Below are 26655 nucleotides of genomic sequence, written 5' to 3'. Positions count from 1 at the left end.
ACAAGATGACAAATTTGTAAGGAACCTTGTTACGAGGGGTAGGAACCCGTCTCGCTCGGGCCGAAGTCCGCCGTTCCCAAGGAGGTGCGGCCATGGGCGTTGGTTTCCTGGAGCCTCTTGATGAACCAACGCGACTGTTCCGGGCCGTACGGAAGCACGGGAATGGCCTTGGTTGCGTCAGAGGGCATGTCACGGATGGACTGGGTTGCCTGGCGAACCGCGGTGCTCATGGTGTGGGCCATGGTCTTGACGAACTCGTCGCTGACATGTTTTCCGTGGCCCGGGACCAGGAACTCATAACGGTGACGCAGGGCGGAAATGTGCCGCAGGGCATCAGCCCACTCTTCCGGGAAGGAATCCTCGAATGAAGGATGCGCTCCCTGTTCGACGAGGTCACCAACGTAAAGGGTGGTGCTGGTTCCTACCAGCAGGTCGCCGTCCGTGTGGGCACGTCCCAGGTAGAAGAGCGTTGCAGTGATGCCCCCAAGGTCAACCAGAACAGGTTGGTCGCGGACCAGCGCATTCGGGACGACGATCTCGACGGCGTCGCCCTCCCCCGCTGCCATCTCGGGTTCGTTGGTGGCCACGAAGCGTCGCTGGTTGTCGGCGTCGCGTTCGATAGTGGCCGCACAGTTGGCGTGCGCCCAAAACTCGGTAACGCCGTCGTCAGCGAAGACTGCGTTACCGAAGAAGTGGTCGTAATGCGCGTGGGTGTTCACGACAACCAGCGGCAGCTGGGTTTTTTCACGCACCGCAGCAAGGATCTCGCGGCCCTGGCGCGGGCCGCAGCCGGTGTCGATGACCATGGCGAGCTCAGAGCCCACCACCAGCCCGGTGTTGAGTAACGATCCCTCGGTTTCCAAGACGTAGTTGTCCGGTCCAAGTTCCAGCCAAGCTGACAATGCGTTCTCCGTATCCACTGCAATCCGGCGATGTTCAGGCCTCTACTCTACCCACGGAAAGCTGGGAGAGCGCGGAATGAACCGAGCCGTTGGTACAGGGATTTAGAGAATGGCCGTCATGACGTTCCAGCCTGCGCCTACCTGCGCGGAGTACAGCCACCAGCCTGCGCCGTTGCCTGCGTACAAGATCAGGTCACCGCCCGTGGTGCGGCCGAGAACGTCAACCTTGCCGTCGCCGTCGAAATCGCCGGGAGCTTCGAGGGCGTTGAAGATGTTCCAGCCCGAACCGATCTGGCTGGTACCAAGCCACCCACCCGAGCCGTTGCCGGGGTAGAGCAGAAGTGCGCCGGAGCCATTGCGGGCAATGACGTCAGCTTTGCCGTCACCGTTGAAATCCCCGACGCCGTCGATGGCGGTCATGACATTCCAGCCGGCGCCGATCTGACGCGGCTGCAGCCAACCGCCAGTGCCGTTGCCCGGGTAGAGCCAGAGCACGCCGTTGCCATCGCGGGCGATGATGTCAGCTGTCGCGTCGCCGTTGAAGTCGCCCGGCGCCTTGATGGAGGTCATGACGTTCCAGCCGGCACCGATCTGACGGGCACCCAGCAGACCACCGAATCCGTTACCGGGGTAGAGCCAGAGCACGCCGTTGCCATCGCGGGCGATGACATCTGCATAGCCGTCGCCGTTGAAGTCACCCGGCGCCTCGATGGAAGTCATGCCGTTCCAGCCCACACCGATCTGGGTGCGGGCGCCCTTCCATCCTCCGTAGCCGTTGCCGCGGTACAGCCACAGTGCCCCACTGCCATCGCGTGCAATAACGTCGCTTGTGCCGTCACCGTTGAAGTCGGTGAGCTTCTTGTTCGGCGCTATGGCGGGAGCCGTCCCGCCGAACTTCTTCAGTGCCGCCGTCGCATCCACCAGGCCCGCGCCGCAACCGACGGAGCAGCCTCCAGGCAATGGCCGCGCCGTTTCCTTGAGCTGCTGCTCCACCTGGGCAGGGGTAACTGCGCCGCCTTGCGCGGACATGAGAAGCGCTGCAACACCGGCCACATGGGGAGCGGCCATGGACGACCCCTCCATCCAGGCGAAAGCAGGCTCACCAGGAGTTGTTGTCCCGTAGTTCAGCGTGGACAGAATGCCACGGCTGACGTCCACGGACATGTCGCCGCCGGGCGCCGTGATGTCCACGGTGGGGCCGTAGTTGGAGTACGAGGCCCGGGCTCCAGTTTTGTCGCTGGCTCCCACGGCAATCACGTTCTGGCAGTTTGCGGGACTCGCGTCAGCTGCTGGAACGTTGGAGTTTCCGGCAGAGGCCACAACCACGGCGCCTGCGTTGTAGGCAGTATTGATGGCGTTCTGGTACGTGGCGGAGCACACTGCGGTGCCGCCAAAGCTAAGGTTGATCACCTTGGCCGGGTTGGGGTTCACGGGAACATCAGTAACCACGCCACCTGCCGCCCAAATGATGGAATCTGCGATGTCCGATGTGTACCCGCCACAGACGCCGAGGGCCCGGACCGGAAGGATCTTGGCGCTTGGAGCAACGCCGGAGATGCCGATTTTGTTGTTCCCCAGCGCTGCCACGATTCCAGCCACGTGGGTTCCGTGCCAGGAAGAGTTCATGGCAGGACTGCCGGCTTCACACTCTTCCGCGGGTACCCAGTCACCCTGGTCGGTGGGATCGGGGTCCCGGCCGTTTCCATCACGAGCATCTGCAGCACTGGAAATCATGTCGTAGCCGGGCAGCACGTTGGCGTTGAGTTCCGGGTGGCTGGTGATGCCGGTGTCCACCACCGCAACCACTACGCCTTCGCCATGGTTGTAGTCCCAGGCTCCGGGAGTGCGGATGCCGGAAAGGTTGTCCCACAGGTTCCACTGCTCCAAGTACCCGTAGTCCTGCGAATGCGAGGTCGGGCGCATGATGGCGTCGGGCTCTGCGTAGGCCACGTTGGGATCTGCACGGAGGGTTTCAACGAAGGCCTGGGCTTCAGATCCCGAGAGTGCTTCGTCGAGCTTGATGACGTGGCCGCCGGTGGCATTCTCGCGGGAACTCTTGGCGGCGACACCCAGCTTGGTAGCTGCATGATCCGCTGCGTTCTCGGCCTTCACTGCGGCTGTTTGGGCGGCGCTGTCCCGAATGCCCACAATGAATTGGTCCGTGGGGACGTCGGCGGCGGGCTTGAGGACCTTCGGGGTGCTCGGAATGATGTCGATCTTATCGGCTGCGGCAGGCTGAACGGCCAAGCCAGCGCCAATTAGAAGAGTGGTCATGGCTATGCCAACGGCTCTTACAGGGCGGAGTCGGGGATTTTTCACTGGGGCATCCTAGGGAAAATCGCGGGCAGCCTTGAACGGCTGATCGCGGGCAACTGGAGACCACCAGCTGACCCCCAGAGAATTGTAAGCGGACTATCGGCTCTCTGGTGTAAATGGAGCGATTGTGACGGGGTACAGTGCGGCCCGGAAGCATGAGCTTCCGGGCCGCACTGTTGCCACAGACTAAGCGTCAGGCGTTAGCTGTGACGCGATGCTGCCCTGCGGCGAGCGAGGATCATCAGGACGATACCGAAGGCCAAGAGTGCCGCAGCTGCCGCAACGAAGGGAGCAACCTGGGTTCCCGTGTAGGCCAGACCGCTGCCGGAGCCACCGGTTTTCGATGAATCGCCTGCCGGAGCGTCCGTTGTAGGAACGGAAATTACCGGAGCACCCGTTGTCGGTGCGCCTGATTCCCTCGGCTCCGGGGTATCGGAGTGGCTCGGCCGTGGGGTTTCCGAGTGGCTAGGCCGTGGCGTTTCCGAGTGGCTCGGCCGTGGGGTCTGAGTCGGGGTATCCGTCGGCGACGGGCTCGGCGTCGGCGTCTCAGTCGGAGTATCCGTCGGCGACGGAGACGGCGTCGGCGACTCAGTCGGAGTATCCGTCGGCGACGGAGTCGGCGTCGGGGTATCCGTCGGCGACGGAGTCGGCGTCGGGGTATCCGTCGGCGACGGGCTCGGAGTCGGCGTCTCAGTCGGAGTATCCGTCGGCGACGGAGACGGCGTCGGAGTATCCGTCGGCGACGGAGTCGGCGTCGGCGTCGGCGTTAGGCCGTAGTTGATCTGGGCAGATGCTGAGATCGTCTGAGCCTCGGCGCGGGCAAACACGGCAAACACTTGGCAATTGTCGTCACCGTTGCTGTACCAGTTCAAGCTGTCTTCCGTCACCGGCAGAACCGAGAGGTCAACAGAGACTGTTCCAGCAGCCTGGCTGGTTGTGCAAAGGTCTACGTCCACCGAGGATCCGGCTGAGGAGGGAGTGCTGACCGTCAGGACATCTCCGTTCAAAACGGCGTCAGACTCTCCGGGGCACAGCACAAAGGTACCGTTGGTCGCGGAGAGCTGGATTGGTGTCTCTGCGATGTTTGTGGTCACAGTGATCCTGCTTTCCTGCCCGACGACCTGCGACTGGGAAACCGGCGTGACACTGATTTGCGGCACTGACGGCTGGGAAAGGAAAGCGAACGTCTCGTTGATCTTGTCAGGACTCAGACCAGCATTGTCACAGATGGTAATGCTCGTGCCGGTCAGATACTCGTAGTCCTTGACGCACCAAGCCAGGCGCTGCAACCTGTATCGATCAGCGGAATCGGCGTCCGGCCTAACAAATTTATTGGTGACACCATCGTTGTACTGATAGCCGTTCTGAACAACGTAGGCGAATACACGCCGCTGGAAATCGGTCATATCGGCATTTTTCTCAGGATCATCGTCCAGAGGGCGACCGTCGAAGCACGAGTGCAAGATGACGTCAGTACAGAACATCCAAGCACTAACCGGGCCACCGCCTACGGGACCCCCCTCTGCTTCGGTTTCGTAACGCGTACCGCAAAGAGGCGGAAGAGTGGTGAGACCCTCCGGCCCCTCGCCCTGGTAATTGTAAAGCGGGACTACCAGCCCGTTGTTGTAATTGTCCAGATTCGTTCCGTTGACCGTGGTGTCGGGGGAAGGTTCACTAAACGTAGTCCCCGGACACAGTGGTGCCTCAAAAGTAGTTGCAGCCGCTGAGGGTGTCGATGCCACGGCGGCTGGCGATATTGCAAACTGTGCAGCGAACACCCCCGCTGCCAATGTCGTGGTCGCGGCAAGGGCCCCGACGAATCGCTTAAGCATTTTGTTCCTTCATCGAATGAGTTGCGAGACGAATGGAAAGGCATCAAGAGCTGATCACTCCGGGCTGTGTCCGGTCAGCCGGGTTCGTCGCCTGATGCGCAACCACTTATGAAGTAGTAGTCGGCTCCTAAAACGTGACGTGAAAGCGAGTCATAGTGAGCAAGCTCACGGCAGGGGAAGCCTCGGATGCGAAGGGCTGCGTCGAAGAAGCAGGCACTGCTGGTGAGAACTAATTAACACTCAGGCTATTGACCGAGGCCGATCACACCTCTAAAGTTCTGATATATGAGTCGTATGTCACATTTTTGATGCGCCCGGGTTCGAGGCGCTGATCTCAATGGGTCTCGCAGGAGTGCCGGGCATCAAAACGTGGCTCCGGCGTCGCGGGCCCAGCGCGGCAATCCGCTGGCATCGAGCCAGCCGGCCTCGTCCACTGGTCGCTAAGGTCTGCGACTGTCCGCACGTCTAGAAAACGGCGCTCTGGTGCCGTCAGCGTTTTTCGCTGAAGCCAGAAGGGAACACACCTCCATGATCCACCCGACCAAGACGACGGCCGCCGTCGACGCCCCCGTACCAAAAGAGACCAGCTCCACATTCAAACGCCGCTTCATGTTTCGGCTGGTCGCTGTCTTCATCGGCGGTATGTTCCTCGATGGCTACATCCTCGGAATCATCGGCCCCGTCACTGGACTCATGCGCTCAGATCTCCAGCTCGACGCACTGTCCCTGGGTTTGATCGCTGCAGGACCGCTGGTTGGCATCTTCGTCGGGTCCCCGATTGCCGGGTGGGCGGCTGACAAGTTCGGACGTAAGCCCATGTTCCTCGTGGACATGGGCCTGTTCCTGGCCGCCTCAGCTGCCCAGTTCTTCGTAACCTCCGGAGACGGCGCCGTAATCCAGCTGGCCATCATCCGGTTCTTCATGGGCGTCGCAATCGGCGGCGAGTACTCGATCGGCGGACCGCTGCTGTCAGAGTTCTCCCCTCCCAAACTCCGCGGGCGACTGCTCGGGCTGACTCTGATCGCTTGGTACGTCGGCTTCATGATGGCGTTCATCATCGGCACGCTCCTGCACGACGCCGGCGCCCCGTGGCGCATCGTCATCGGCACGAGCACTGTACTCGCAGCCGTCCTGTTCGTCGCGCGTATCGGCCTCCCCGAATCGCCGAGCTGGCTCATTACAAAGGGCCGGCGCGACGAAGCACTGGCGATCGCACGCAAGTACGTCGAATCACCGCAAATGCATGACAGCATCACCGAAGAGATCAACCTGAGGATGCTCCAGGAGGCCCAGGCGGCGCAGAGCCGGAGCACCATCAAGAATGCGTCCTTCTCAATGCTGTTCTCCAAGCAATACTGGAAGACCACCCTCTTCACCGCAGGTTTCTGGTTCTGCGCAGTCACCCCCTACTTCGCAATCGCAACGTTCGCCGACGAAGTACTCAACCAATTCGGCTTCGGTGGAGGCTGGGCTGGCGGCGTCGGCCTGTCCGCACTCGCGGCTGCTGGTGTTGTCACCACTGTTCTACTGATCGACAGGCTCGGCCGCCGGATCCTCACCGTCCCGGGGCAGTGGCTCTGTGCGGGAATCCTGCTGGTCATCGGAGTCTGGGCGGACGCACCGGCCATCCTGGTTCTGGCGCTGTTCCTGGCCTTCTCCTTCTTCAACGCCGGCTACACCACGATGACCCAGGTCTATCCGGCCGAGGTCTTCCCCGGTCACCTGCGCGGCATCGGCATGGGCTTCGCCGCGGCCTTCAGCCGCATCGGAGCCGCGCTCGGCACCTTCGCCCTGCCGTGGGCGATCGCCAACATCGGCATGGGTCCCAGCATGGTGGTGGCCGCCGTCGTCGCATTCCTCGGCGCAATCCTCTCGCAATGGCTCGCTCCCGAGACCAAGGGGCGCACGCTCGCCGAGATCTCGGCAGACTTCAAGCACTGAGGAACTTATAGGAGAAGGACCCCGACTGTTCAAGTCGGGGTCCTTCTCGGCGTTTAAGCGCGGGATGTGAGCGAGCGTTGGGTTCAAGCCCGGGGGATGTGAGAGAGGGTCGGGGCTACATGTCTGCGAGGGCGCCGCCGGGGTTTTCGATGGCGTCGGCGATGTAGCGGAGGAAGCCCGCGGCGGTTTCGCCGTCGCACACGCGGTGGTCGAACGCCAGCGTCAGCTCGGTCACCTTGCGGACGGCCAGCTCGCCGTTGACTACCCAGGGCTTGTCGATGATCCGGCCTACTCCGAGCATCGCGACCTCGGGATAGTTGATGATCGCCGCGGAACCGTCGACGCCGAACACGCCATAGTTGTTCAGCGTGAAGGTGCCGGAGGCCAGTTCCGTCGGGGTCGCCTTTCCGTCACGTGCGACGGCGGTGAGTCGCCGGATCTCGGCGTCCAGTTCGCGGGCACTCATCGTGTGCGCGTTCCGTACGGACGGGACCACGAGTCCGCGGTCGGTCTGGGCGGCGAAACCGAGGTTGATTCCGTCGAAGCCCACGATCTCCTGCGAGCCATCGGCAGCGGTCTCAAAGCGCGTGTTCAAGGCCGGGTACTTTTTTAACCCAGCCGTGACAAAACGAGCAATGAAGGCCAGCAGACCGGGGGTATCGTGCGGCGCGCGCTTCTTCAGTTCGGCACGCATCTCCAGCAACGCCGTGGCATCGACGTCCACCCAAACGGTCGCTTCGGGGATTTCCGAGCGGCTCTTCGTCATGTTCGCAGCCACGGCCTTGCGCACTCCACGAACAGGCGTCCGCGCCGACACCGCCAGGCCGGTCCGGCCATCAACGGAGCCCTCGCCAGCGGAGGCGGCAGCCGCAACAGCAGGAGCCGGAGCCGTAGCAGCCGGAGCCTCCGGCGCAGAAATCGCAGCTTCGACGTCCCGGCGCATGATCAGCCCACTGGCACCCGAACCCTCGATCGAGTCCAGCGAAACACCGTGGTCGCGCGCCATCTTCCGCAGCAGCGGGGAAATGACAGCGCTGAGCTTACCCGGGATACGCGTCCCGGCCACAGCGGGCTCAAACGACACCTCAGGAACAGCGGCAGGCTCGACGACGGCGACACTCGTCTTCCGCGGTCGGGTCCGGCCACCCGTGGCTCCCCCAGGCGTGCCGTAACCGATGAGCACGTTCCCCGAGCCAGCCTTCTCCTCGGTCCGATACGTCTCAGCAGCTGCGGAAACCTCGGCCGAGGCCGGAATACCAGTAGACACAGCATCATCGGCAGCCGCCGGAGCAGCAGCAGCCGGCGCGCCAGTCCCAGCAGCCGAGCCAGCAACCGGACCCGAACCCGACCCCGCACCAACGCGAGCAATCGAGATCAGCGGCTTGCCGACGTCGAGCGTTTGGCCTGCCTCCCCGTGCAGTTCGGCGACGGTGCCGGCGTAAGGCGAGGGCACCTCAACCATGGACTTGGCGGTCTCGACTTCGGCGATGGGCTGGTCGACCTTGACCTGGTCCCCCACGGCCACTAGCCAGTTCACGAGTTCGGCTTCGGTGAGTCCTTCGCCGAGGTCGGGCAGACGGAATACCTGCAGATCTGAGCTCATGGTTAGTCCTCCCACTGAAGGTCGTCGACGGCGTCGAGGATGCGGTCGACGCTTGGCAAGTAGTAGTGCTCCAACTTGGGAGACGGGAACGGGACGTCGAAGCCGGTCACGCGGCGGATGGGCGCGGCCAGGTAGTGGAACGCGCGTTCCTGGACGCGCGCCACGATTTCGGAGGACACGGACGCGAAGCCGTGGGCCTCGGCGATCACGACGGCGCGTCCCGTCTTGCGTACGGACGCGCAGACGGTTTCGTCGTCGAAGGGGACGATGGTGCGGACGTCGATGACCTCGAGCGAGCGGCCCTCCTCAGCGGCGGCAGCTGCGGCTGCGAGCGCCGTGGGAACGGACGGGCCGTAGGCGATGAGCGTCGCGTCCGTGCCGGGACGGGCGACAGCCGCGCGGCCCTCGGTGGAGGTCCCGGCGTCGTGCTCTGCCCGCAAGGCACCCAAGTCCACCTGGTCCTTGGACCAATAGAGCTTCTTGGGTTCCATGAACATCACGGGGTCATCGGAGTCGATGGCTTCGCGGAGCATGCGGTAACCGTCGGCGACGGTGGCCGGGGTGTAGACCTTCAGGCCGGCGGTGTGGGCGTAGTAGGACTCGGAGGAGTCGCAGTGGTGCTCCACTCCCCCGATGCCGCCGGCGTAGGGAACACGGATGACCATGGGCATTTTGAGCTTGCCCTTGGTGCGGTTGTGCATCTTGGCGACGTGGCTGACGATCTGTTCGAAGGCCGGGTAGGCGAAGGCGTCGAACTGCATTTCGATGACGGGCCGCATGCCGTTGATGGCCATGCCCACGGCCATGCCCACGATGCCGGACTCGGCCAGCGGGGTGTCGAAGCAGCGCTGTTCACCGAATTCGGCCATGAGGCCGTCGGTGATGCGGAAGACTCCGCCGAGGATGCCGACGTCTTCGCCGAAGACCAGGACTGAAGAGTCGGCGCGCATGGCGTCGGCCATCGCCGTGTTGAGTGCCTTGGCCATGGTGAGGCTCTGCGGGCCGCTCGCCTCGGCGGTCGCTGCGGCTGAGGCGGCGGCGCTGGCGGTGGCGGCGCTGACGTTTCCGTTCACGGACGTGGTGATGGTCATTTTGCACCCTCCTCGCGGGCGAGTTCGTCAGCCAGCAGCTCAGACTGTTCTTTCAACTGCGGGGTTTGCTTGTCGAAGACGTACTTAAAGAGGTCCAGCGGCTGCACCGGCACGTCCTCGCCGAGGCCTTCGCGGAGCTGGGTGGCAACGTCTTCCGCGTGCTCAGCGATGCGCGAGGATGCTGCGTCATCCAACAGGCCCTTGTCCGTCAGGTAGGCCTTCATGCGGGTCAGCGGATCCTTGGCCTGCCACTCGGCAACTTCGCTGTCCGGGCGATAGCGCGTGGCGTCGTCGGCGTTGGTGTGGGCCTGCATGCGGTAGGTGTGGGCCTCGATCAGCAGCGGTCCCGAGCCTTCGCGCGCCAGCTTCACAGCGCGGTCCATGACGGCGAGCAACGCGACGAGGTCGTTGCCGTCCACGCGCTCACCGGCCATGCCGTAGCCGACAGCCTTGTGGGCGAGCGACGGCGCCACGGACTGGTGGCTCAGCGGGACCGAGATGGCGTACTTGTTGTTCTGCACGAAGAAGATGACGGGCAGGTGGAAGACGGCGGCGAAGTTCAGTGCCTCGTGGAAATCGCCTTCGCTGGTGGCACCGTCGCCGCACATGGCCATTACTACGGTGTCTTCGCCGCGCAGCTTCGCGGCATGGGCGACGCCGACGGCGTGCAGCAGCTGGGTGGTGAGCGGGGTGCACTGGATGCCGACGTTGTGCTCTTTGGGGTCGTATCCTCCGTGCCAGTCGCCGCGGAAGATGGTCATCACTTCCACCGGGTCCACGCCGCGGGTCATGACGGCAACGGCATCACGGTAGGTGGGGAACAGCCAGTCGCCTTCCTTGAGGCACATGGCAGCTGCCACCTGGCAGGCTTCCTGGCCGTGGCTTGAGGGGTAGACGGCCATGCGGCCCTGCCGGACCAGCGCTGAGTTCTGGTCGTTGACGCGGCGTCCGACGACGAGCTGCTCGTAAGCGGCCATCAGTTCAGCATCGCTGGGCGTGGGGTACTCGTGGCCGGGTTCGGTGCCTTGCTCGTCGTGCGGGCGGAGGGTGCCGTCCGGGTTCACCATTTGGATCTGGTGCCGGGCGGGGAGCATGTAGTCCTCAACGCTGATGCCGAATTTTGTCCGAACGTCAGCAGCCTGGTCCTCTACAGCCGTTTCGGGCGCAGAGTGGTCTGCGTGGATCGTCATTGGTCCGTCCTTCTCTAGCCACTATGTGCTTCCAGTATGTTCCCCGGCGAAGTTTCGTATCCAGCTTTCGGCCAAATCATGGAAGCCCTTGCCTGAACTGGGTATTCTGAAAGACAGATTGTATTTGTGAGCTGGGTTACGCGCCTGTGCCGTAGACGAATTGGAGCGTGCTTTGAGTGAGACGGAGGCGGAGCAGACCGCCGTACCGCTGGACAGTGTGGACCGGGACATCATCCGTGAGCTCACCACCGACGGGCGCATGTCCATCACCCAGGTTGCGGAGAACGTGCACATCAGCCGCGCGCACGCCTATACCCGGATTGCCCGGCTCACCGGCGAGGGCGTGCTGACCAAGTTCACAGCCCTGGTGGATCCCATCAAAGCCGGCCTTCGCTCCTCCGCGTACGTGACGTTGAAAGTCCAGCAACATTCGTGGCGTGAGCTGAAGGAGCAACTGCGGGCCATCCCGGAGATCCATCACATTGCCCTGGTAGGCGGTGACTTCGACGTCATCCTCCTGGTCCGCGCCACCGACAACATCCATCTGCGCCGCGTGATCTTCGACCAGCTGCAGTCCATGGAGGGCATCCTGGATACGCAGACGTTCCTGGTATTCGAAGACGTCGATACCCGGTGACGTTTCGACGCAAGGTTGCCTGGACTCTTATTGCCGGTGTGCTCGCCGGGCTGCTGTGGCTGATCGGGGCCTACCAGCTGTTCCACAACCCGCCCCACGCCACTCCCCAACGGACCGACGCCATTGTGGTGTTGGGCGGGATGAGCGACGAGCGGCTCCCGGTGGGTTTGTCCTTGAGGGAGCAGTTGGACATTCCGGACCTGGTGGTGGTCACCACGGGCCTGCCCGCCAACGCCGGTTCGGATGAGTAATGCCAAACGCACGACGGCGACGCCCACCTTGACTGCTTCCGTCCGGATCCGCTGAACACCCGTGGTGAAGCTGCCCGCCTCAGGGAGCTGGCAGCGGAGCGCGGGTGGAAATCGGTGACTGTGGTGACGTCCGACTATCACGTGCTCAGGGCCGGGACTTTGATGAAGCAATGCATCGCTGCCGACGTGCAGATGGTGGGCACCGAACCGCAGCTCTCCCCTGTCGGTTGGCTGTGGCGTTTCGTGGTGGAAACCGGAGGGCTTTTTGATGTCTGGATTCGCCCGGAATGCTAAGGGTTCTGGTGAATTTCCGGGGTTTTTGAGCGGTTAGGATTGCACTAGTTTCTGGTGCCTTCGGGCCGGTCTTTATGGGGGTAATACGTGCACACCATCATGCCTATTTTTGGGACGCGGCCGGAAGCCATCAAAATGGCGCCGATAGTGCGCGCATTGATGGAGTCGGAGCTGTTCGAGTGCGTGGTAACGGTTACCGGACAACACCGTGAAATGCTGGATCAGGTCAACGAGCTCTTTGGGATCACCCCGGACCACGACCTCAACATTCTTCAGCCTGGCCAATCCCTGACGGACATCATGACCCGCACGATGAGCGGGCTCGACACTTTGTTTTCTTCCGTCCGGCCGGACGCGGTGATTGTCCAGGGCGACACCACTACCTCTACCGCCGGCGCCATCGCTGCTTTCTATCACGGTATTCCGGTGGTCCACGTAGAGGCCGGACTCCGCAGCGGGAACCTGCTCTCCCCCTTCCCCGAGGAAGCCAACCGCAAGATCACCAGCCAGATCGCCTCCCTCCACCTGGCACCGACCACCACCAGCCGGGCGAACCTGCTGGCCGAGGGCGTTATCGCTGCGGACATCGTGGTTACGGGCAATTCGGTGATCGACGCGTTGCTGACCACGGTGGATAAGCAGGTGCCGTTCTCTGATCCTGCACTGGAGTCTCTTGCTTCCAGTGGGCGACGTATCTTGCTGGTGACGACGCACCGCCGCGAGAACCAAGGCGATGCGATGCGCGGTGTTGGTCGGGCCCTTGCACGGATTGCCGACGCCGAACCCGAGCTGACGATCGTCCTGCCGGCGCACAAGAACCCCGTGGTCCGCGAGGCGGTGCTTCCTGCTTTGTCCGGTAAGCCGAATGTCCTGGTCACGGAGCCCTTGGCCTACGGCGAGTTCACGCGGATGCTCTCCCTCGCCCATGTTGTCCTGACCGACTCGGGTGGAGTTCAGGAAGAAGCACCGAGCCTGGGCAAGCCCGTCCTGGTGATGCGCGACAACACCGAGCGCCCCGAAGCCGTGGAAGCCGGGACCGTGGCGCTGATCGGCACGGACGAAGAGCGGATCGTAGCCGAGGTGAGCCGGCTGCTTCACGATGAGTTGCACTTTGAGGCCATGGCGAACGCGGTGAACCCGTATGGAGATGGGCTCGCTGCGGAGCGCACTATTGCCGCTATTGCTGAGCTGCTGGGTGTGGGCAGGCGCGTGGAGGAGTTTGGGATGGAGCGGGTGGGTTAGGAGGGTCCGTTGAGCTCGCGCACGAGAGACCATCGGGCCCGGCACTAAAGTAGGTAGCCTTATCTTCACGTAAGATACCCATTGATATCTGTCATTTATGGGGGAAGCATGACTCAGACTGCGCATAAGGTTCTACCTGCCCAAAGGAAGTCGAAGACGACTACCACCTTTCGGCCAGACGTACAGGGGCTGAGGGCTCTAGCTGTTCTTGCAGTCGTTGCCGACCACATGTTGGGTTACCCGGTCGGTGGATTCGTGGGCGTAGACATATTCTTCGTCATCTCTGGTTTCCTAATTACGGGACTCTTGTTACGAGAACACGAGAGTCGGGGAAGCATCTCTTTCGCTGACTTTTACCGACGCCGTGTCCGCCGCATCGTTCCGGTGGCTATCATCGTCCTCGCGACGACAGTTGCGTGTTCGTGGCTGGTCTTCTCCCGAGGACGGGCCCAAGACGTAACAGAGGACGCCCTCTGGTCTCTGGTGTTCGGGACAAATTGGCACCTCGCGGCAATCGGCACTGACTATATGCATGCCGGGGGTCCCGTCTCACCACTTCAACACTTTTGGTCCTTGGCGGTTGAAGAGCAATTCTATGTCGTCTGGCCGTGGGTGATTGTCATAGTCCTTGGGTTCATCGTGGAAAGAATGAGGTTGAGACCCAATAGGGCGCGATTCGTCCTCGGTACAGTCGTCGCCGCGATAATTGGAACGACTTTTGCTTTCTCGATCTGGGAAAGTTCTGCAAATCCCACCGTCGCGTACTTTTCGACGGCGTCACGGGCCTGGGAGCTTGGGATTGGCTCGCTTCTAGCGATAGCTGCTCCCGTGATTGCTAACCTTTCACTGCGAATAAGACTAATCCTGGGCTACGCCGGCCTTGCCGGACTGGCTTGGAGCCTGCTCTTCATCACATCGTCAATGCCGTTTCCTGGACCTTGGGCTTCGGTTCCTGTCCTGGCGACCGCACTGGTCATAATCTCTGGCACCGGCGGCCAACACCGTCTCATGTACCCACTCACTAATCCCGTCAGCCGTTACGTCGGAGACATCTCGTATTCGCTGTACCTTTGGCATTTCCCAGTAATCATCGTTTTATCTGCCCTTTTGCCAAAAACGGACTTTCTCGACTGGGCACTCATGCTCCTCCTCATGCTGGCTCTTTCAGTTGCGTCGTACCACTTCATCGAGGATCCAATCCGCAGGTCCGCATGGCTTGAGCCGCGACGGCGCGCCTCCAAGCCTCGCTTAGCCGACCTGTTCGACCAGAAGTCCGTTTATGCAGCTGTAGGGGTACTCGCGCTAGTTACTGCACTCGTCGTGACACTGGCCTGGTTCAGACCTCCAGCCGTCGATTCGTTTGATTTCCAGTCCACCAACACAGCTCAGTCCGGCCCCGCAGCCGCGGGAAAGGATGCCAGTCCTCCGTCTAGCCCTCTCGAAAAACTCCAAGCCGAACTAGCGGCCGCCAACGTCGCCCAGGCCTGGCCAGTACTGGTTCCCAGCATTGACGAATTGGACGGAAAATTCGTACCCGAATGGGTGGAAGATAAGTGCCTCAACGTTAGCGAGGACAACATACATAACTGCCTATATGGCGAACCATCGGCGCCACGGACTGCTGTCCTCTTGGGGGATTCAGTTTCTATCAGTTGGATGCCCGGGCTCCGCGAGTCCATTGGAAAGCAAGGATGGAAGATACAAAGCTTGACAATGGGCCAGTGTCCAGCAGTTGAGATTCCAGTCACCCGTTCCAGCAACGCCGAGGGCTTTACAGAAGCCTGCCTAGCCCATCAAAGGTGGGCAATGTCAAAAATTAAAGAAATGAATCCCGATCTGATCATTGTCAATAGTGCATTGAACACGACCACTAGGGTGGTCGGCGCTACCACCAACCCGAATCTCGTCGAGGAGTGGACGAAGGCTACTGTTTCCAAACTTCGCGAGTTGGCCAGCGCAGCCAGCGGCAAGATAGTCCTTCTTTCGGTCGCGATGCAGGGAGAAAATCTCCTTGAATGCGCCACCAAAGTAAGCCGACCCGCCGCTTGCAATGGAACAAATAAAGAATACTTAAAAATGCTCGCTGCGGAGGAGAAGGCTGCGGCCACCGTCCCAAGCGTAAAGTTCGTATCGACGGAAAAGTGGTTTTGCGTCGCAGAAAAACAATGTCCCGCCTTCGCCGGTACGACGCCGATCTTTGTCGATGGCTCGCACATAACGCCCGCCTACTCAGTCAAGCTTGCTCCGGTGCTCGGACCAGCAGTTCTGGGAGAAGACTAGGATGTTGACTCGAGCAGCGCCCTCGGCCAGGCACGACCCCTGACGTGACTTCATCCGCAACTCAGCGCCGGCCTGTACCAGTAAGATGGGAAGATGGGATTAAGGGTGGGCCAAACAGCGGATAGCAAATACTTAAAAAAGGAATCCCTCGGAGCTGTCTCAATAGCAAGCCAAATAGGCTCTTACACCATGGCTGACACTGCCTGCCTTTTTCTTATATTGGCCGCATTCACCTCAACCTGGGGAGGGCTAACTTACGGATCGTTACAACCTGTGGACATATTCCTCGTTGGCGCGATATTGAGCTTATTAGTTCATTCCGTCTTTGGTCGGCTCCATGTTAGAAGCTCATGGTGGATAACAGTTGGAGCCCTGACCATCTTTATCGTGGGAATACTGCATGTCGCATTCCCCATAGATGAGGCCTATAAAGCTGGACGCTTCGTCCTTGTGACGTTCCTTCAAGATCCCACCTCACAACAGGCCGAGGGGTGGGTTCGTGGCGCTCAATGGCTAGTCGCCATGGCCGGCATTCCTATTCTTGCGTGCACACTTGCTGGACGAAATCCGTCGATCGTCGGCCGCGTTGCGTTAGCCTGGACAGCTGGAGCTGCGGTCTCTGGGGCGGTAGCTATCTCCGATTTCTTACACATTACTAGCGTCAGCAATGCACTTCTGGGGTATGTAAATGCGACCGGACGAAGCTCGGGGCTAACGGCGCACCCCAATACTCTAGGCGTGTCCTGTGCAATGGCGATGTCGATAGCCGTCTACTATATAGCAAGGCGGCGATTACTAGGCTTGGCAATGTTTGTATCGCTTGCTGGAGGCGTCATTGCGTCCGGCTCGAGAGCCGCTCAGGTTGCTGTGGTACTTTCTCTTGTATTCACGCTGGCGTGCTCAGCAAAGACCCGCCGCCGGGTTCTTCCGGTACTTCTTGGAGCGTCTGCGGTGGGCATAATTATTGCCTTCCTTTCCGGTCCGGCAGCGCTGCCAGACCTTGGAGGAATTGTACGGTTCACGGACGCAAGCGCTGAAGTAAGCGATGCCGGACGGGCCCTTGTCCTCCAACAAGGAATTCACGATTTTCAATACTCCCCGATCATAGGGGTCGGCCTGGAATACGCCACCAGCGCTCACAACATTTACATTCAGATGGCAGCCGCTGGTGGAGTGCTATTAGTCTGTGGACTTCTGGCCTACTTTATTGGCGCCATAACGGTAGGCTGGCGCGTTCGGACAGTGCACCCTCTCAGTGTCCATATCTTGGCTGCACTTATTGTATGGCTCAGCGCAGGCATAGCTTCAAACCAGCTAACTGACAGATTCCTGTACTTTCCGGTAGCTTGCCTTGCGGCATTACCCTACATGTTGCCGAGGAGCTCCGAGGCGTAGGACGGCGATTGGATGTGCATGGCGTCCTTCGACGACGCCAGTAGTTGACCCCGGCCTATGACGGCATAACCGTGGTCGTGGAGAGCACTAGTCGAAGACGCCGCTAACCGCTGCCTCCACCCTCGACTCCCGCTCAAGTTGTCTATGTCGTCCTGTGACCTGTGACCTGTGACCTGTGACCCACCTATGGGAGTGCGCGGCGCTTCGAACTACTTGAAGACATGAAGTTAGATGACACCACCAGGCCTCAGCGTGGAGGGCTTGTATGTGACGGCATGGCACACGGAACAAAATATCCGAAAGCCTAAAACCAGTCGTGGTTGGTCAGAGAACTTAGACGCACCCAGACCTCACTCGCACCGCTCTGGCAGTAAGACTAAGTTCTACGATGAGTGTCGACCGTCGGCTTCCGCACTCCCTTAGAGTGCTCGCGAGTACGCTGCAGGTCCGAAACCATGCCTTCTTAGGACCTGAAAACAGCAAACTCGAAGCTAATTCAACCTGTCGACCGGGAATTTCCGAGGCTCCCGAGGGATGTCTACAGAAGGACTGGCTGCTCGCCCTTCATTGGAAACGACTTGTGAATTCCCGCGCTTGTTCGAAAACGAAGATTGGTCGCTATCCAGATTGTAATAACCGTACGCGTACGCATCAGGCCCCTTTGCAGGAAGGCGATTCAGCACTATGCCTAGGAGATTTGCACCCACCATGCCAAGAGCCCGCAGGGACTTTTCCACTTCTTGGCGTCGCGCCTTCTGGGAACTTACGACAAGAACGACTCCTCCAACGTGCTGAGACAGTACCGCCGCGTCTGTTACAGGTAAAAGTGGAGGTGCATCTATAATCACGGCGTCAAAAGCGTTCTCCAGCTCGGCTATGAGATGCTTCATCTCAACAGATCCTAAGAGTTCGCTTGGGTTGGGTGGAATTTGACCGGAAGTCAGCACGAACAGGCTGTCATTCCCCCACGGCTGCAATGCCCCACTCAAATCGATAGAGCCGACCAGAACTGACGTCAGTCCTACGTTTCTTTCCAGGCCCAGATATTCATTAACTGTCGGACGCCGCAGGTCAGCATCCACCAGACATACTGACTGTCCAGCCTGAGCGAGAGCGAGGGCCAGATTCGTTGCTGTCGTGCTCTTGCCTTCGCTTGGCACGGAGGATGTGACAAGAACGGTCTTGGCCTGACCAGAAACGTTTGCGAATTGCAAGTTCGTTCGAAGCTGACGGAAGGACTCGGCGCGAGGGCTCTGGTGCGGGGCTTGAGTCAGCAGTGGCTTCTTAGTGGCATCAGGTTCAAATGATATTCCGCCGAGAATTGGCGAATCGGTAACCATACGTAGATCCGCCTCCCCACGTACCCGATTATCAAGTGCTGAACGTAACAGGGCCGCGGCGAGTCCAACCATGAAACCGACAAGGAGTCCTAGGACAAGGTTGAGCTTGGAATTCGGCGCGGAGGGTTGGTCAGGAGCCTGCGCCGGCGTAATTATCGACAAGCTAACGGGAGATGCGCCACCACTCTTGGGCTTTTCCAGGTTTTCTACGGCTGACACGAGGCTTGTCGCCACACCCTGGGCAATAGCAGCTGCACGCGAGGGCGAAGTGTCATTCACACTGATATTTATAAGTACGGTACTAGTTTCAGTCGTGACTTTTACTCTGCCAGCGAGTTGATCTGCGGTTTCACCGAGGCCGAGGGAGTCTATGACAGGCTGAAGAACAACAGGTGTAACTGCAGTCTTTACGTACGACTGAACGCGCGACTGGCTGAAAGTATTACCCTGTTGGAGTTCCAGAACGGAACCTGAATTTTGAATTGCTACGAAAAGTTGCGTTTCAGAGGTATACGTTGGTTTGACTAGCACAGACGCCGCACCGCTAACCAACAGACCGCAAAGAGTTGTAGTGACAATCAGAATCCAGTTGCGCCGCGCTATGCGCAGATAGTCGCTAATGTCCAAGACGCGGGTCCCCTCTAACGTCATCCCAGGCGGGCCAAAAGCGCACCGATAGGACGGCAATATTCTTGCGGTCTTAGCAATTATAGCCGGTTTAGGAGTGCGGGATCACACGTGTCCGACGGCAGGGCGCCGAGGTCACCCACCGACGTAGGAATAAGGTTTGGGTGGGAACGGAGAGTACACCAATCCCAGCGGAGACGGCCCTGCCACATGTACCGGTGCGCTCCACCGTCGAGACGACAGTAGCGGTTTGCCGTTTCGGGCTGCCGAGCATGCGCTCTAAACATCGAATAGTTCCGCAAATTTTACGGCTAGTGATTCCGAGAAACCAGCCTACACCTCGTTGGCAGGACGAGGGGGTCTGGCCAACTGATAAATAGAGACCCACCATGTTGTAGTCGCAACGCACGTTGATAACAGGAAGCCCCAACCTGCGCCCACAGCACCCCCAAAGTACGCTCCACCAAGAACAAGAGGAAATCGCACGAAGAGCAACATCACGGTAATCCTAGCCGCTCTTCCGGAAGCCCAAACTGTGCGGTGAGCTGCGATAGGAACTACAGCACAACAGACCGCAAGACCGTCGCAGGCAACCAGAAGCAACAATGGCGCTGACTGATTCCATGCCTGACCGAAAATCTGATGGCCCCAGACCATGCCTGTGAACACGAGTGCAGCTGTCAAAAGCGAATATCCGAGGAGTATCACGCCAGCGGCTTTGACAGCTTGCTTAAAATTTATCGTTCTCGGCTCAGAAGACGTTCGTGCCAGATACCTGATGGCCAAAGGCTGAACAGTAGTGATCAGTAGGTTTGCCGGGCCTACCATAGTCGTGGCACCGCGGATAGAGCCCACCAAGCTCGCGCCGCCAACCGCTGTAAGTAAGAAGGTCAGGATGTGTACCGACCCCGATCCAAGCAGACTCTGCCCCCCAAAGACGATGCTAGTTCTAGATTCGGCACCCCGTCCGCGCCAGGATGGCCACATATGCATCCGCTGGATCCAGCACGTCACATACCCCACTGCCGCCGAGCCTACAGCCCACGTCAAGACCAGAAAGTCCGACGAGGTTAAGCCCATCAAAGTCGTCAGGCCAGCTACGCCAACTATTAGGAACAGCACCGCATCTTGGTACAAAGCGTCCTTGCCATCAGCAATTGTCAGGCTCAGCGTCTTGGAATAATTGAGCAACATCATGCCATTCAGACAAATCGCCACAACAACAACGGCGAAGGAGCCAAGTAGCAAGCCGCAAGCTAGCGCCGGAACGGAAAAGACAAGACCGATCAGAGACGAGCGAGCAGCTTGGCGCTTCATTACTCTGCGAGACGGATGTTCGGCCAGAAGAGGGCTAATACCAGCTTCCCTTGCGCACAGTTGGACAATTATGTATACAGAGTACGCAAGAGCGAATTCACCGAGCGCTTCAGTGCCCCCCTGGCGAGCCACAATTACGGAAAGCCCCATACTGATGATGCTTGCCGAACCGTTCGAGAAGAGCGCCTTTAAGAAGCGTTTCATATTCTTCTCATCTCTCTAAAATCCCCACAGCAAGGCGTTGATTGAATCCGCCGGCTGCATACTGGACACGCTCTTAGTGCTCGGCGCCTCGCGAAATCGACTGACGGTGGAAGGCGCCGGATCGAGTGGCTTTACCTTGGACGTAGGTCTTTACGCCCCAAGCTACTCTATGTGAATGCCAGGCTTGCCCGCCAAATCCCCACGGCCCATAGCTCGCAGCCAAAGATCCGCCGCAGCCTCCCATGAAAAATTCGCCTGCGCGTATAGCCTGGCATGATCCTGCGCATCTTGATAGAAAGAAGGCTCGATGCATTCGCGGATGGCCGAGGCCAAGCTCGCGCCAGCTGGATCGTCAATTAAACGACCGGCGCTCTCTGGCATGCCCACTGCGGCTGCAACATTTGTACTCACGACACAGGGAAGCCCGTACGACGCCGCCTCTGCGAAACCAATTCCGAAGTTTTCATCTTCACTCGGCAATAAGAAGATGTCAGATTCCAAGAAGGTCCGCTCCTTCACCGCCCCAGACAACTGACCGACAAACTTGACCTTATCTTCGATATCAAATGACTTTGCGTGGTCCTTAAGCTTTTCGACTAGCTCATCTGTTCCCGCCCCAGCAACTGTGAGAACAGCATCAACCCCGCTTCGCCGAAGTTCGTACAAAGCATCAATAGACAAGTCGATTCGCTTTTTGCCCGCAATCCTCGACATTGACAGCATCCTAAGAGTGGGGTGCGGCAGGTCACCCTTTTTGTGCTTTGGCGGGATGGGAACCCCTACCCCCGCAACACGCACCTGGGATTTAGGAAACTTTTTCCGAAGTTCATGGCTTTCAATTTCGGATCCAGTTACGAATCCTGTAAGTGCAAGGCGGGTAACACGCCCAAACAGCGAATCAAAAGCACGCTTCTTTGCAACGCTGAACTTCTGCTGTCTAGCAGTCAGTGCGCCATGTGGCATCAGGTGTACCTCAGAGCCAAGCAGCCTGCCAGCAACTGCGAAGAAGGGAACCCAAAGTAGATAATAGCCGTGAATGATTAGGGCATCAGCTTTTCGTATCGCATTTAGAAGATCAGAAAGATTGGCTAATCTTGACTCCACGCTTCTACGGAAAGATACTCTTCTGGGACCAGGTACGGGGACCGGCACAAGGGCTTGTCCGTCCCCTATGATAACGGTTGTCTCTAACTTGCCAGTAAACCAGAACAAATCTGCATGACAATTGGCTTTGGCATTAAGCGCTCGATTGAGCTCGAATGAGTTCCGAGCCGGCCCACCATCCTCGACTGACAAAGTATTAGTGAGTTGGACAATTGCAAATTCTTTGCTCAAATCGAAAACTCCGTAGCAAGCTTGAGTTCCTTTGCCTTAACACCTATCTGCCAGTAGTAGAAAGACAGTGCGAGAGCATAGTTAAGGCCAGCCTCTCCGTCCAAGAATCCACGCCGGAAAATGTACGAGTATAAGAAGAAGACAAGGGGTTTAGCGGGAACTTTCACTGCTAAGCGGCCGAGGCGAGACCGACTCTTCGTAGACACTGTTTCATCTTTATGGAGCATGTGCGCTTCCCAATCGCTGTAACGATTGTGCCTTGCGAAGTAGTCGTAGAGCCCGTCTTCATCTTGATGGCCCATGGGATTTTTCGCTTGAACTATCCGCCCTGTTCTAACCTGAGGTTGGTAATGCCCCTCAACTTCCCACATGTTTTGGACGTCCAAATCGTCTGGCTGTGGCCAATAGCAACGTGACCGTCTCATTCCAATGCGTTTGCTTACCCTGTGCCCGTGCTTGAGTTCACTTCCAAGCCAGAAGTACCGGAGCGGAACTTCTACCGACGACGCCGCGGGTTCTCTAACTGCGGAGCTTAATTCTTGGACGAGGCCGTCTTCGAAGAACTCGTCAGCGTCCAAGTAAAACACCCAGTCGGAAGTGACGTGGTCCAGCGCCCATTCTTTCTTTTTTGGGTACTGCCCGTCCCAACTGAACTGGACCACTTTGGCACCATGGGACACGGCTATCTCAACGGTCCTGTCGGTGCTGCCAGAGTCCACAACTAGTATCTCCCTGAACCCGGCCGCACTTTGAACCGCCCGCGCGATATGCCTCTCCTCGTTCTTCGTGAGAATCACGACAGTGGCATCAATTGGCAATAGATCTTTCATCGAGGTGTCACCTTTAGTGATTGTGTTCGAAGCGTAGGAAGGCGAACGGATTAGAAGCGAACGGCGGTCTTAACGGCTGGGTTCCCCGAGTAGATGGCGCCCGCTTCTATGGTTTGGTTTGGTCCTGCGACTGAGTTCGGCCCTAGCATCGCCGAGCGTTCAATAGTCGTGCCGCCGAGCACCACGGCACGAGCCGTAACCCACACACCTTCCTCAATGACAATGGGACGGGTAACCAGAGCCATGTCCCGTCTATGGGCGTGGCTTCCCGTGGTGAGGAATGCCTCCTGCGAAACGACGCAATTCTCAGCAATTGAAACGCGGTTCTGGTTGTGGATCCAAACGCCCTCGCCGATCCAGGAGTTTGCTCCAATCTCAAGGTTCCAAGGGAAAGACACCCTCGTGCGAGGACGGAAAATAACTTTGGAGCCGATTTTTGCGCCGAACAATTTGAGGACGGCGATACGAAGGCGTGAGCTTATTTGCCAAGAGTTCGTGACTAACAATCGCTCTGCTATGGCCCACAGGTAGATCTTGGACTTGGGTTGGGTCCAAGCCTGCCGTTCGCCAGGAGCGCTAGCCAAGTCGATCACGGGTATACCCGAAGCCGCGTCGGCTTGCGAGGTCTCTGTTGCGTCCATTGCGCCCTCTCGACAAATATGTGCAGCATTTTTACATGTCTGTGACACTGGCAGCATATTCTTTGACTGTGAAGAATCCCAAGCTTCGAGTCACAATCATAGGACTCAACTACTCCCCCGAACCTACGGGCAACGCGCCCTACACGACGAGCTTGGCTGAGGGTCTGTCGTCAGCCGGTCACGATGTCACCGTCATCACGGGATACCCACACTATCCGATGTGGAAGCGAAGCAAGGAATATACCGGGTGGGCTCGCACGGAGTTGATTAACGGTGTCAGGGTCAAGAGGCTCAGGCACTATGTCCCCGCCACGCCCACCATGGTCAACCGAATGCACATGGAGTTGAGTTTTGGTTTGCGGGTGATGTTCACCGGTTGGGGAAAGCCTGATGCGGTTCTAGTCGTGAGCCCGGCACTCTTTTCGAGTGGCATGGCCATTGCACGCGCCAAGTTGAAGCCCAATCGGCCAGCTGTTGGGCTATGGGTGCAGGATATCTACAGTCGGGGCATCGTCGAGACTAGGGCTGGTGGCAGTCTTGTCGCTCAAGCCATGGGAACCTTCGAGTCTCTCGTTCTTAGGGGAGCCGACGGAGTAGCGGCGATCCATGAGCGTTTCAAGCAGTTCATCGTAGATTCCCTTTCTGTAGCCCCAGAGCGAGTCAAAGTCATTAGAAACTGGACTCATCTGCCCGCATCGCCCACCAGCGGCCAGCAAGAGATGCGCGCGCGACTCTGCTGGGAACCAGACGATGTCGTTGTGCTCCACGCAGGGAATATGGGCATGAAGCAGGGACTTGAGAACGTTGTTGACGCGGCGAGGATCGCGGAACAGAACGATAGCCGACTGCGGTTTGTACTCATGGGAGACGGAAACCAGCGCCGGAAGCTCGAGGACATGGCCCACGGATTGCATCGCATCGAGTTCCTGGATCCCCTTCCCGGCGAGGACTTTCAGCTCGCGCTTTCGGCCGCAGACTTCCTCTTGGTCAATGAACTTCCCGGAGTCAAGGACATGGCAGTGCCAAGCAAACTCACCTCATACTTCAATGCCGGCGTTCCCGTGGTCGCCGCGACTGACGACGGGAGTGTGACTGCAGCAGAGATTGCCTCATCCGGGGGTGGTGTGCGCGTTGACGCGGCATGTCCGGAAAAGCTTGTGGAGACAATAGAGCTCCTCTCCCGCGAACCCCAGCGGAAACGCAACATGGCCGCAAGCGGTCTTAGGTTTCGTCAAGTCACATTGTCCGAAGACACCGCAATTGCGCACTATGATGAGTTCCTGTCGAGCATAGTGTCGGCACGGAGCCACTAGGCCCGCCCTAACATCAACGCAAAAATTCTCTAATGGGGGGATCCATGGTAAAGCGCGCGCTAATTACCGGTATCACTGGTCAGGACGGCTCGTACCTGGCCGAACTGCTACTCAAGAAGGGCTACGAGGTCCACGGTCTTATTCGCCGGGCGTCAACCTTCAACACGGCTCGAGTCGATCACCTTTATGTGGACCCCCATGATCCAAGCGCAAAGCTATTCCTGCACTACGGTGATCTAAGCGACGGCGCCCGTCTAGTCACACTGATTGCGGAGATCAATCCTGACGAGGTCTACAACCTTGCGGCCCAGTCTCACGTCAGAGTTTCGTTTGACGAACCGGAGCATACGGGGAACACGACCGGTATCGGTTCGATTCGGCTACTTGAAGCCGTACGGATGTCTGGCGTTGACACCAGGTTCTATCAGGCATCGTCATCCGAGATGTTCGGCGCAACGCCACCCCCGCAAAACGAAGAAACACCTTTCTACCCCCGCTCTCCGTACGGAGCAGCCAAGGTGTATAGCTACTGGGTGACTAAAAATTACCGCGAGGCCTACGGCATGTTCGCCGTGAACGGAATCCTGTTTAATCATGAGTCTCCGCGTCGGGGAGAGACATTTGTAACTCGTAAAATTACCCGTGCTGTCGCGGCGATTAAGGCGGGAAAACAGGACCTGCTCTACATGGGGAATCTGGACGCTGTTCGCGACTGGGGCTACGCGGCCGAATACGTCGAGGGAATGTGGCGGATGCTGCAGGTGGATGAGCCCGACGACTTTGTATTGGCAACCGGCGGAAACTACACCGTCCGCGATTTCCTTCAAATCGCTTTCGAGCACGCGGGTCTGGACTGGGAAGAGCACGTTCGATTCGACGAACGTTACCTTCGCCCCACCGAAGTAGATGCGCTCGTTGGAGACGCTTCGAAGGCCCATGAAAAGCTCGGATGGAAAGCCACAGTCGAAACCCCTGAACTTGCGCGAATTATGGTCGATGCTGACATCGAAGCACAGAAGCACGCGGGGAACCACTGGATCGATACGGTCGACTTGGAGAGTTGGAAAAACTGATGAATAACTCAGTTTCATTCCGGCCAGGACCACTGGATCGCCACGCAGCATTCTACATAGCCGGCCACCGGGGACTCGTTGGATCTGCTATCTGGCGCAAGCTCGAGGCCGAGGGATTTACGGGGCTGATTGGTAAGACATCTGCTGAGCTTGACCTAAAGGACCGTGAGGCGGTGTTCGCTTTCTTCTCAACTCACAAACCCCGTTATGTTGCACTCGCGGCTGCAAAGGTCGGCGGCATACTTGCGAACAGCTCGTACCCCGTGGACTTCCTGAGCGATAACTTGAGAATTCAAGTGAATGTCTTGGATGCCGCAAGACAGCACGGGACCGAGCGTCTGCTCTTCCTAGGATCGTCATGTATATACCCGAAGTTTGCGGAACAACCTATCCGGGAAGACTCGCTGCTTACCGGTCACCTCGAACCGACTAACGACGCATACGCCATAGCCAAGATCGCGGGCATCATGCACGTCCAGGCCATACGACGTCAGTACGGTCTACCCTGGATATCGGCCATGCCGACAAATCTCTACGGCCCGGGGGACAATTTTTCGCCTGCAGGATCGCACGTTCTTCCGGCGCTCATCAGACGTTACGATGAGGCTGTCACGGAAGGCGTAGCAACTGTGACAAATTGGGGCTCAGGATCACCCCGACGAGAATTTCTCCACGTGGACGATATGGCGTCCGCTTGCCTCCACCTCTTAGAGAACTATGACGGACCCGAGCAAGTCAACGTGGGAACTGGCTCAGATGTCACCATCAAAGAACTCGCCGAGTTGGTTGCCGATGCCGTCGGTTTCCAGGGAAGCATCCAATGGGATCTTTCCAAACCGGACGGTACGCCCCAGAAATTGCTCGATGTTTCAAATCTCGCCCGTGCAGGCTGGACGGCTTCCATAGGACTTGAAGAGGGTATCCGCTCGACTGTCGCTTGGTATCGTTCTCAGCACGGCCATGTTCGGAGCTAGTCGCCGCTAAATTTATAGGCCTATGAC

The 26655-nt window shown here is 58.9% G+C and carries 19 protein-coding genes; 10 read left to right on the top strand and 9 right to left on the bottom strand.

Annotated features, from left to right (window positions below):
- Positions 1-29: 29 nt before the first annotated feature.
- The 3 genes from FDP28_RS03700 to FDP28_RS20480 all read right to left on the bottom strand — a co-directional run bounded on the left by FDP28_RS03700 (position 30) and on the right by FDP28_RS20480 (position 4624).
- On the bottom strand, positions 30-902 hold the full coding sequence (locus FDP28_RS03700; protein ID WP_260842321.1) for an MBL fold metallo-hydrolase: 873 nt from the start codon (positions 900-902) through the stop codon (positions 30-32).
- 102 nt (positions 903-1004) lie between these two features.
- Positions 1005-3176 (bottom strand): S8 family serine peptidase, encoded by a 2172-nt coding sequence (locus FDP28_RS03695; RefSeq protein WP_144659257.1) that lies wholly within the window; start codon positions 3174-3176, stop codon positions 1005-1007.
- Positions 3177-3418: 242 nt separating this feature from the next.
- Positions 3419-4624, bottom strand: coding sequence for a hypothetical protein (locus tag FDP28_RS20480; protein ID WP_186313498.1), 1206 nt, complete (start codon positions 4622-4624; stop codon positions 3419-3421).
- A gap of 954 nt (positions 4625-5578) precedes the next feature.
- Between FDP28_RS20480 and FDP28_RS03685 the strand changes: the two genes are divergently transcribed.
- Positions 5579-6991 carry an MFS transporter gene (locus FDP28_RS03685; RefSeq protein ID WP_144659256.1) on the top strand — a complete coding sequence of 471 codons (1413 nt, stop codon included), beginning with the start codon at positions 5579-5581 and terminating at the stop codon, positions 6989-6991.
- Between the two features lie 115 nt (positions 6992-7106).
- On the opposite strand, the gene FDP28_RS03680 is transcribed toward FDP28_RS03685, so the two are convergent.
- Genes FDP28_RS03680 through pdhA form a run of 3 tightly spaced genes read right to left on the bottom strand, consistent with a single transcriptional unit; the run spans position 7107 to position 10875 of the window.
- Entirely contained in the window at positions 7107-8594 is a 1488-nt protein-coding gene (locus FDP28_RS03680; protein ID WP_144659255.1) for a dihydrolipoamide acetyltransferase family protein, read from the bottom strand.
- A 2-nt stretch (positions 8595-8596) separates the two neighbouring features.
- A complete protein-coding gene (locus FDP28_RS03675; RefSeq protein WP_144659254.1) occupies positions 8597-9685 on the bottom strand; it encodes an alpha-ketoacid dehydrogenase subunit beta in 1089 nt (362 codons plus the stop codon).
- A complete protein-coding gene (gene pdhA, locus FDP28_RS03670; protein WP_144659253.1) occupies positions 9682-10875 on the bottom strand; it encodes a pyruvate dehydrogenase (acetyl-transferring) E1 component subunit alpha in 1194 nt (397 codons plus the stop codon). Before pdhA ends, FDP28_RS03675 begins: the two co-directional genes overlap by 4 nt.
- A gap of 172 nt (positions 10876-11047) precedes the next feature.
- On the opposite strand from pdhA, the gene FDP28_RS03665 reads away from it, so the two are divergent.
- The 6 genes from FDP28_RS03665 to FDP28_RS03645 all read left to right on the top strand — a co-directional run bounded on the left by FDP28_RS03665 (position 11048) and on the right by FDP28_RS03645 (position 16974).
- The gene (locus FDP28_RS03665; RefSeq protein WP_144659252.1) at positions 11048-11512 is read left to right on the top strand and encodes an Lrp/AsnC family transcriptional regulator; all 465 of its coding nucleotides are present in this window, start codon (positions 11048-11050) and stop codon (positions 11510-11512) included.
- Entirely contained in the window at positions 11509-11763 is a 255-nt protein-coding gene (locus tag FDP28_RS20735; protein ID WP_260842320.1) for a hypothetical protein, read from the top strand. The genes FDP28_RS03665 and FDP28_RS20735 overlap by 4 nt, the downstream gene beginning before the upstream one ends.
- A gap of 51 nt (positions 11764-11814) precedes the next feature.
- Positions 11815-12057 carry an ElyC/SanA/YdcF family protein gene (locus tag FDP28_RS20730; protein WP_260842345.1) on the top strand — a complete coding sequence of 81 codons (243 nt, stop codon included), beginning with the start codon at positions 11815-11817 and terminating at the stop codon, positions 12055-12057.
- A gap of 99 nt (positions 12058-12156) precedes the next feature.
- A complete protein-coding gene (gene wecB / locus FDP28_RS03655) occupies positions 12157-13299 on the top strand; it encodes a non-hydrolyzing UDP-N-acetylglucosamine 2-epimerase (protein WP_397320914.1) in 1143 nt (380 codons plus the stop codon).
- Between the two features lie 108 nt (positions 13300-13407).
- Complete coding sequence (locus FDP28_RS03650; protein WP_144659250.1) at positions 13408-15579, top strand: acyltransferase family protein; 2172 nt, start codon at positions 13408-13410, stop codon at positions 15577-15579.
- A gap of 189 nt (positions 15580-15768) precedes the next feature.
- Entirely contained in the window at positions 15769-16974 is a 1206-nt protein-coding gene (locus FDP28_RS03645; RefSeq protein WP_186313497.1) for an O-antigen ligase family protein, read from the top strand.
- 491 nt (positions 16975-17465) lie between these two features.
- Here FDP28_RS03645 and FDP28_RS03640 read toward each other — a convergent pair whose 3' ends face one another.
- From FDP28_RS03640 to FDP28_RS03630, 3 genes are all read right to left on the bottom strand, one after another.
- Entirely contained in the window at positions 17466-18941 is a 1476-nt protein-coding gene (locus FDP28_RS03640) for a tyrosine-protein kinase domain-containing protein (RefSeq protein WP_144659248.1), read from the bottom strand.
- A 1683-nt stretch (positions 18942-20624) separates the two neighbouring features.
- The gene (locus FDP28_RS03635; protein ID WP_144659247.1) at positions 20625-21566 is read right to left on the bottom strand and encodes a glycosyltransferase; all 942 of its coding nucleotides are present in this window, start codon (positions 21564-21566) and stop codon (positions 20625-20627) included.
- Positions 21567-21793: 227 nt separating this feature from the next.
- On the bottom strand, positions 21794-22627 hold the full coding sequence (locus FDP28_RS03630; RefSeq protein WP_144659246.1) for a glycosyltransferase family 2 protein: 834 nt from the start codon (positions 22625-22627) through the stop codon (positions 21794-21796).
- A 676-nt stretch (positions 22628-23303) separates the two neighbouring features.
- Between FDP28_RS03630 and FDP28_RS03620 the strand changes: the two genes are divergently transcribed.
- From FDP28_RS03620 to FDP28_RS03610, 3 genes are read left to right on the top strand one after another with little or no spacing between them, the layout of a single operon-like run.
- Complete coding sequence (locus tag FDP28_RS03620) at positions 23304-24581, top strand: glycosyltransferase family 4 protein (protein ID WP_144659244.1); 1278 nt, start codon at positions 23304-23306, stop codon at positions 24579-24581.
- 44 nt (positions 24582-24625) lie between these two features.
- The gene (gene gmd / locus FDP28_RS03615; RefSeq protein ID WP_144659671.1) at positions 24626-25654 is read left to right on the top strand and encodes a GDP-mannose 4,6-dehydratase; all 1029 of its coding nucleotides are present in this window, start codon (positions 24626-24628) and stop codon (positions 25652-25654) included.
- On the top strand, positions 25654-26628 hold the full coding sequence (locus tag FDP28_RS03610) for a GDP-L-fucose synthase family protein (RefSeq protein WP_144659243.1): 975 nt from the start codon (positions 25654-25656) through the stop codon (positions 26626-26628). Before gmd ends, FDP28_RS03610 begins: the two co-directional genes overlap by 1 nt.
- Positions 26629-26655: the final 27 nt, after the last annotated feature.

This window comes from Paenarthrobacter nicotinovorans (assembly GCF_007670255.1).
Taxonomy (GTDB): domain Bacteria; phylum Actinomycetota; class Actinomycetes; order Actinomycetales; family Micrococcaceae; genus Arthrobacter; species Arthrobacter nicotinovorans_B.
This window is presented reverse-complemented; position numbering and strand designations above follow the sequence as displayed.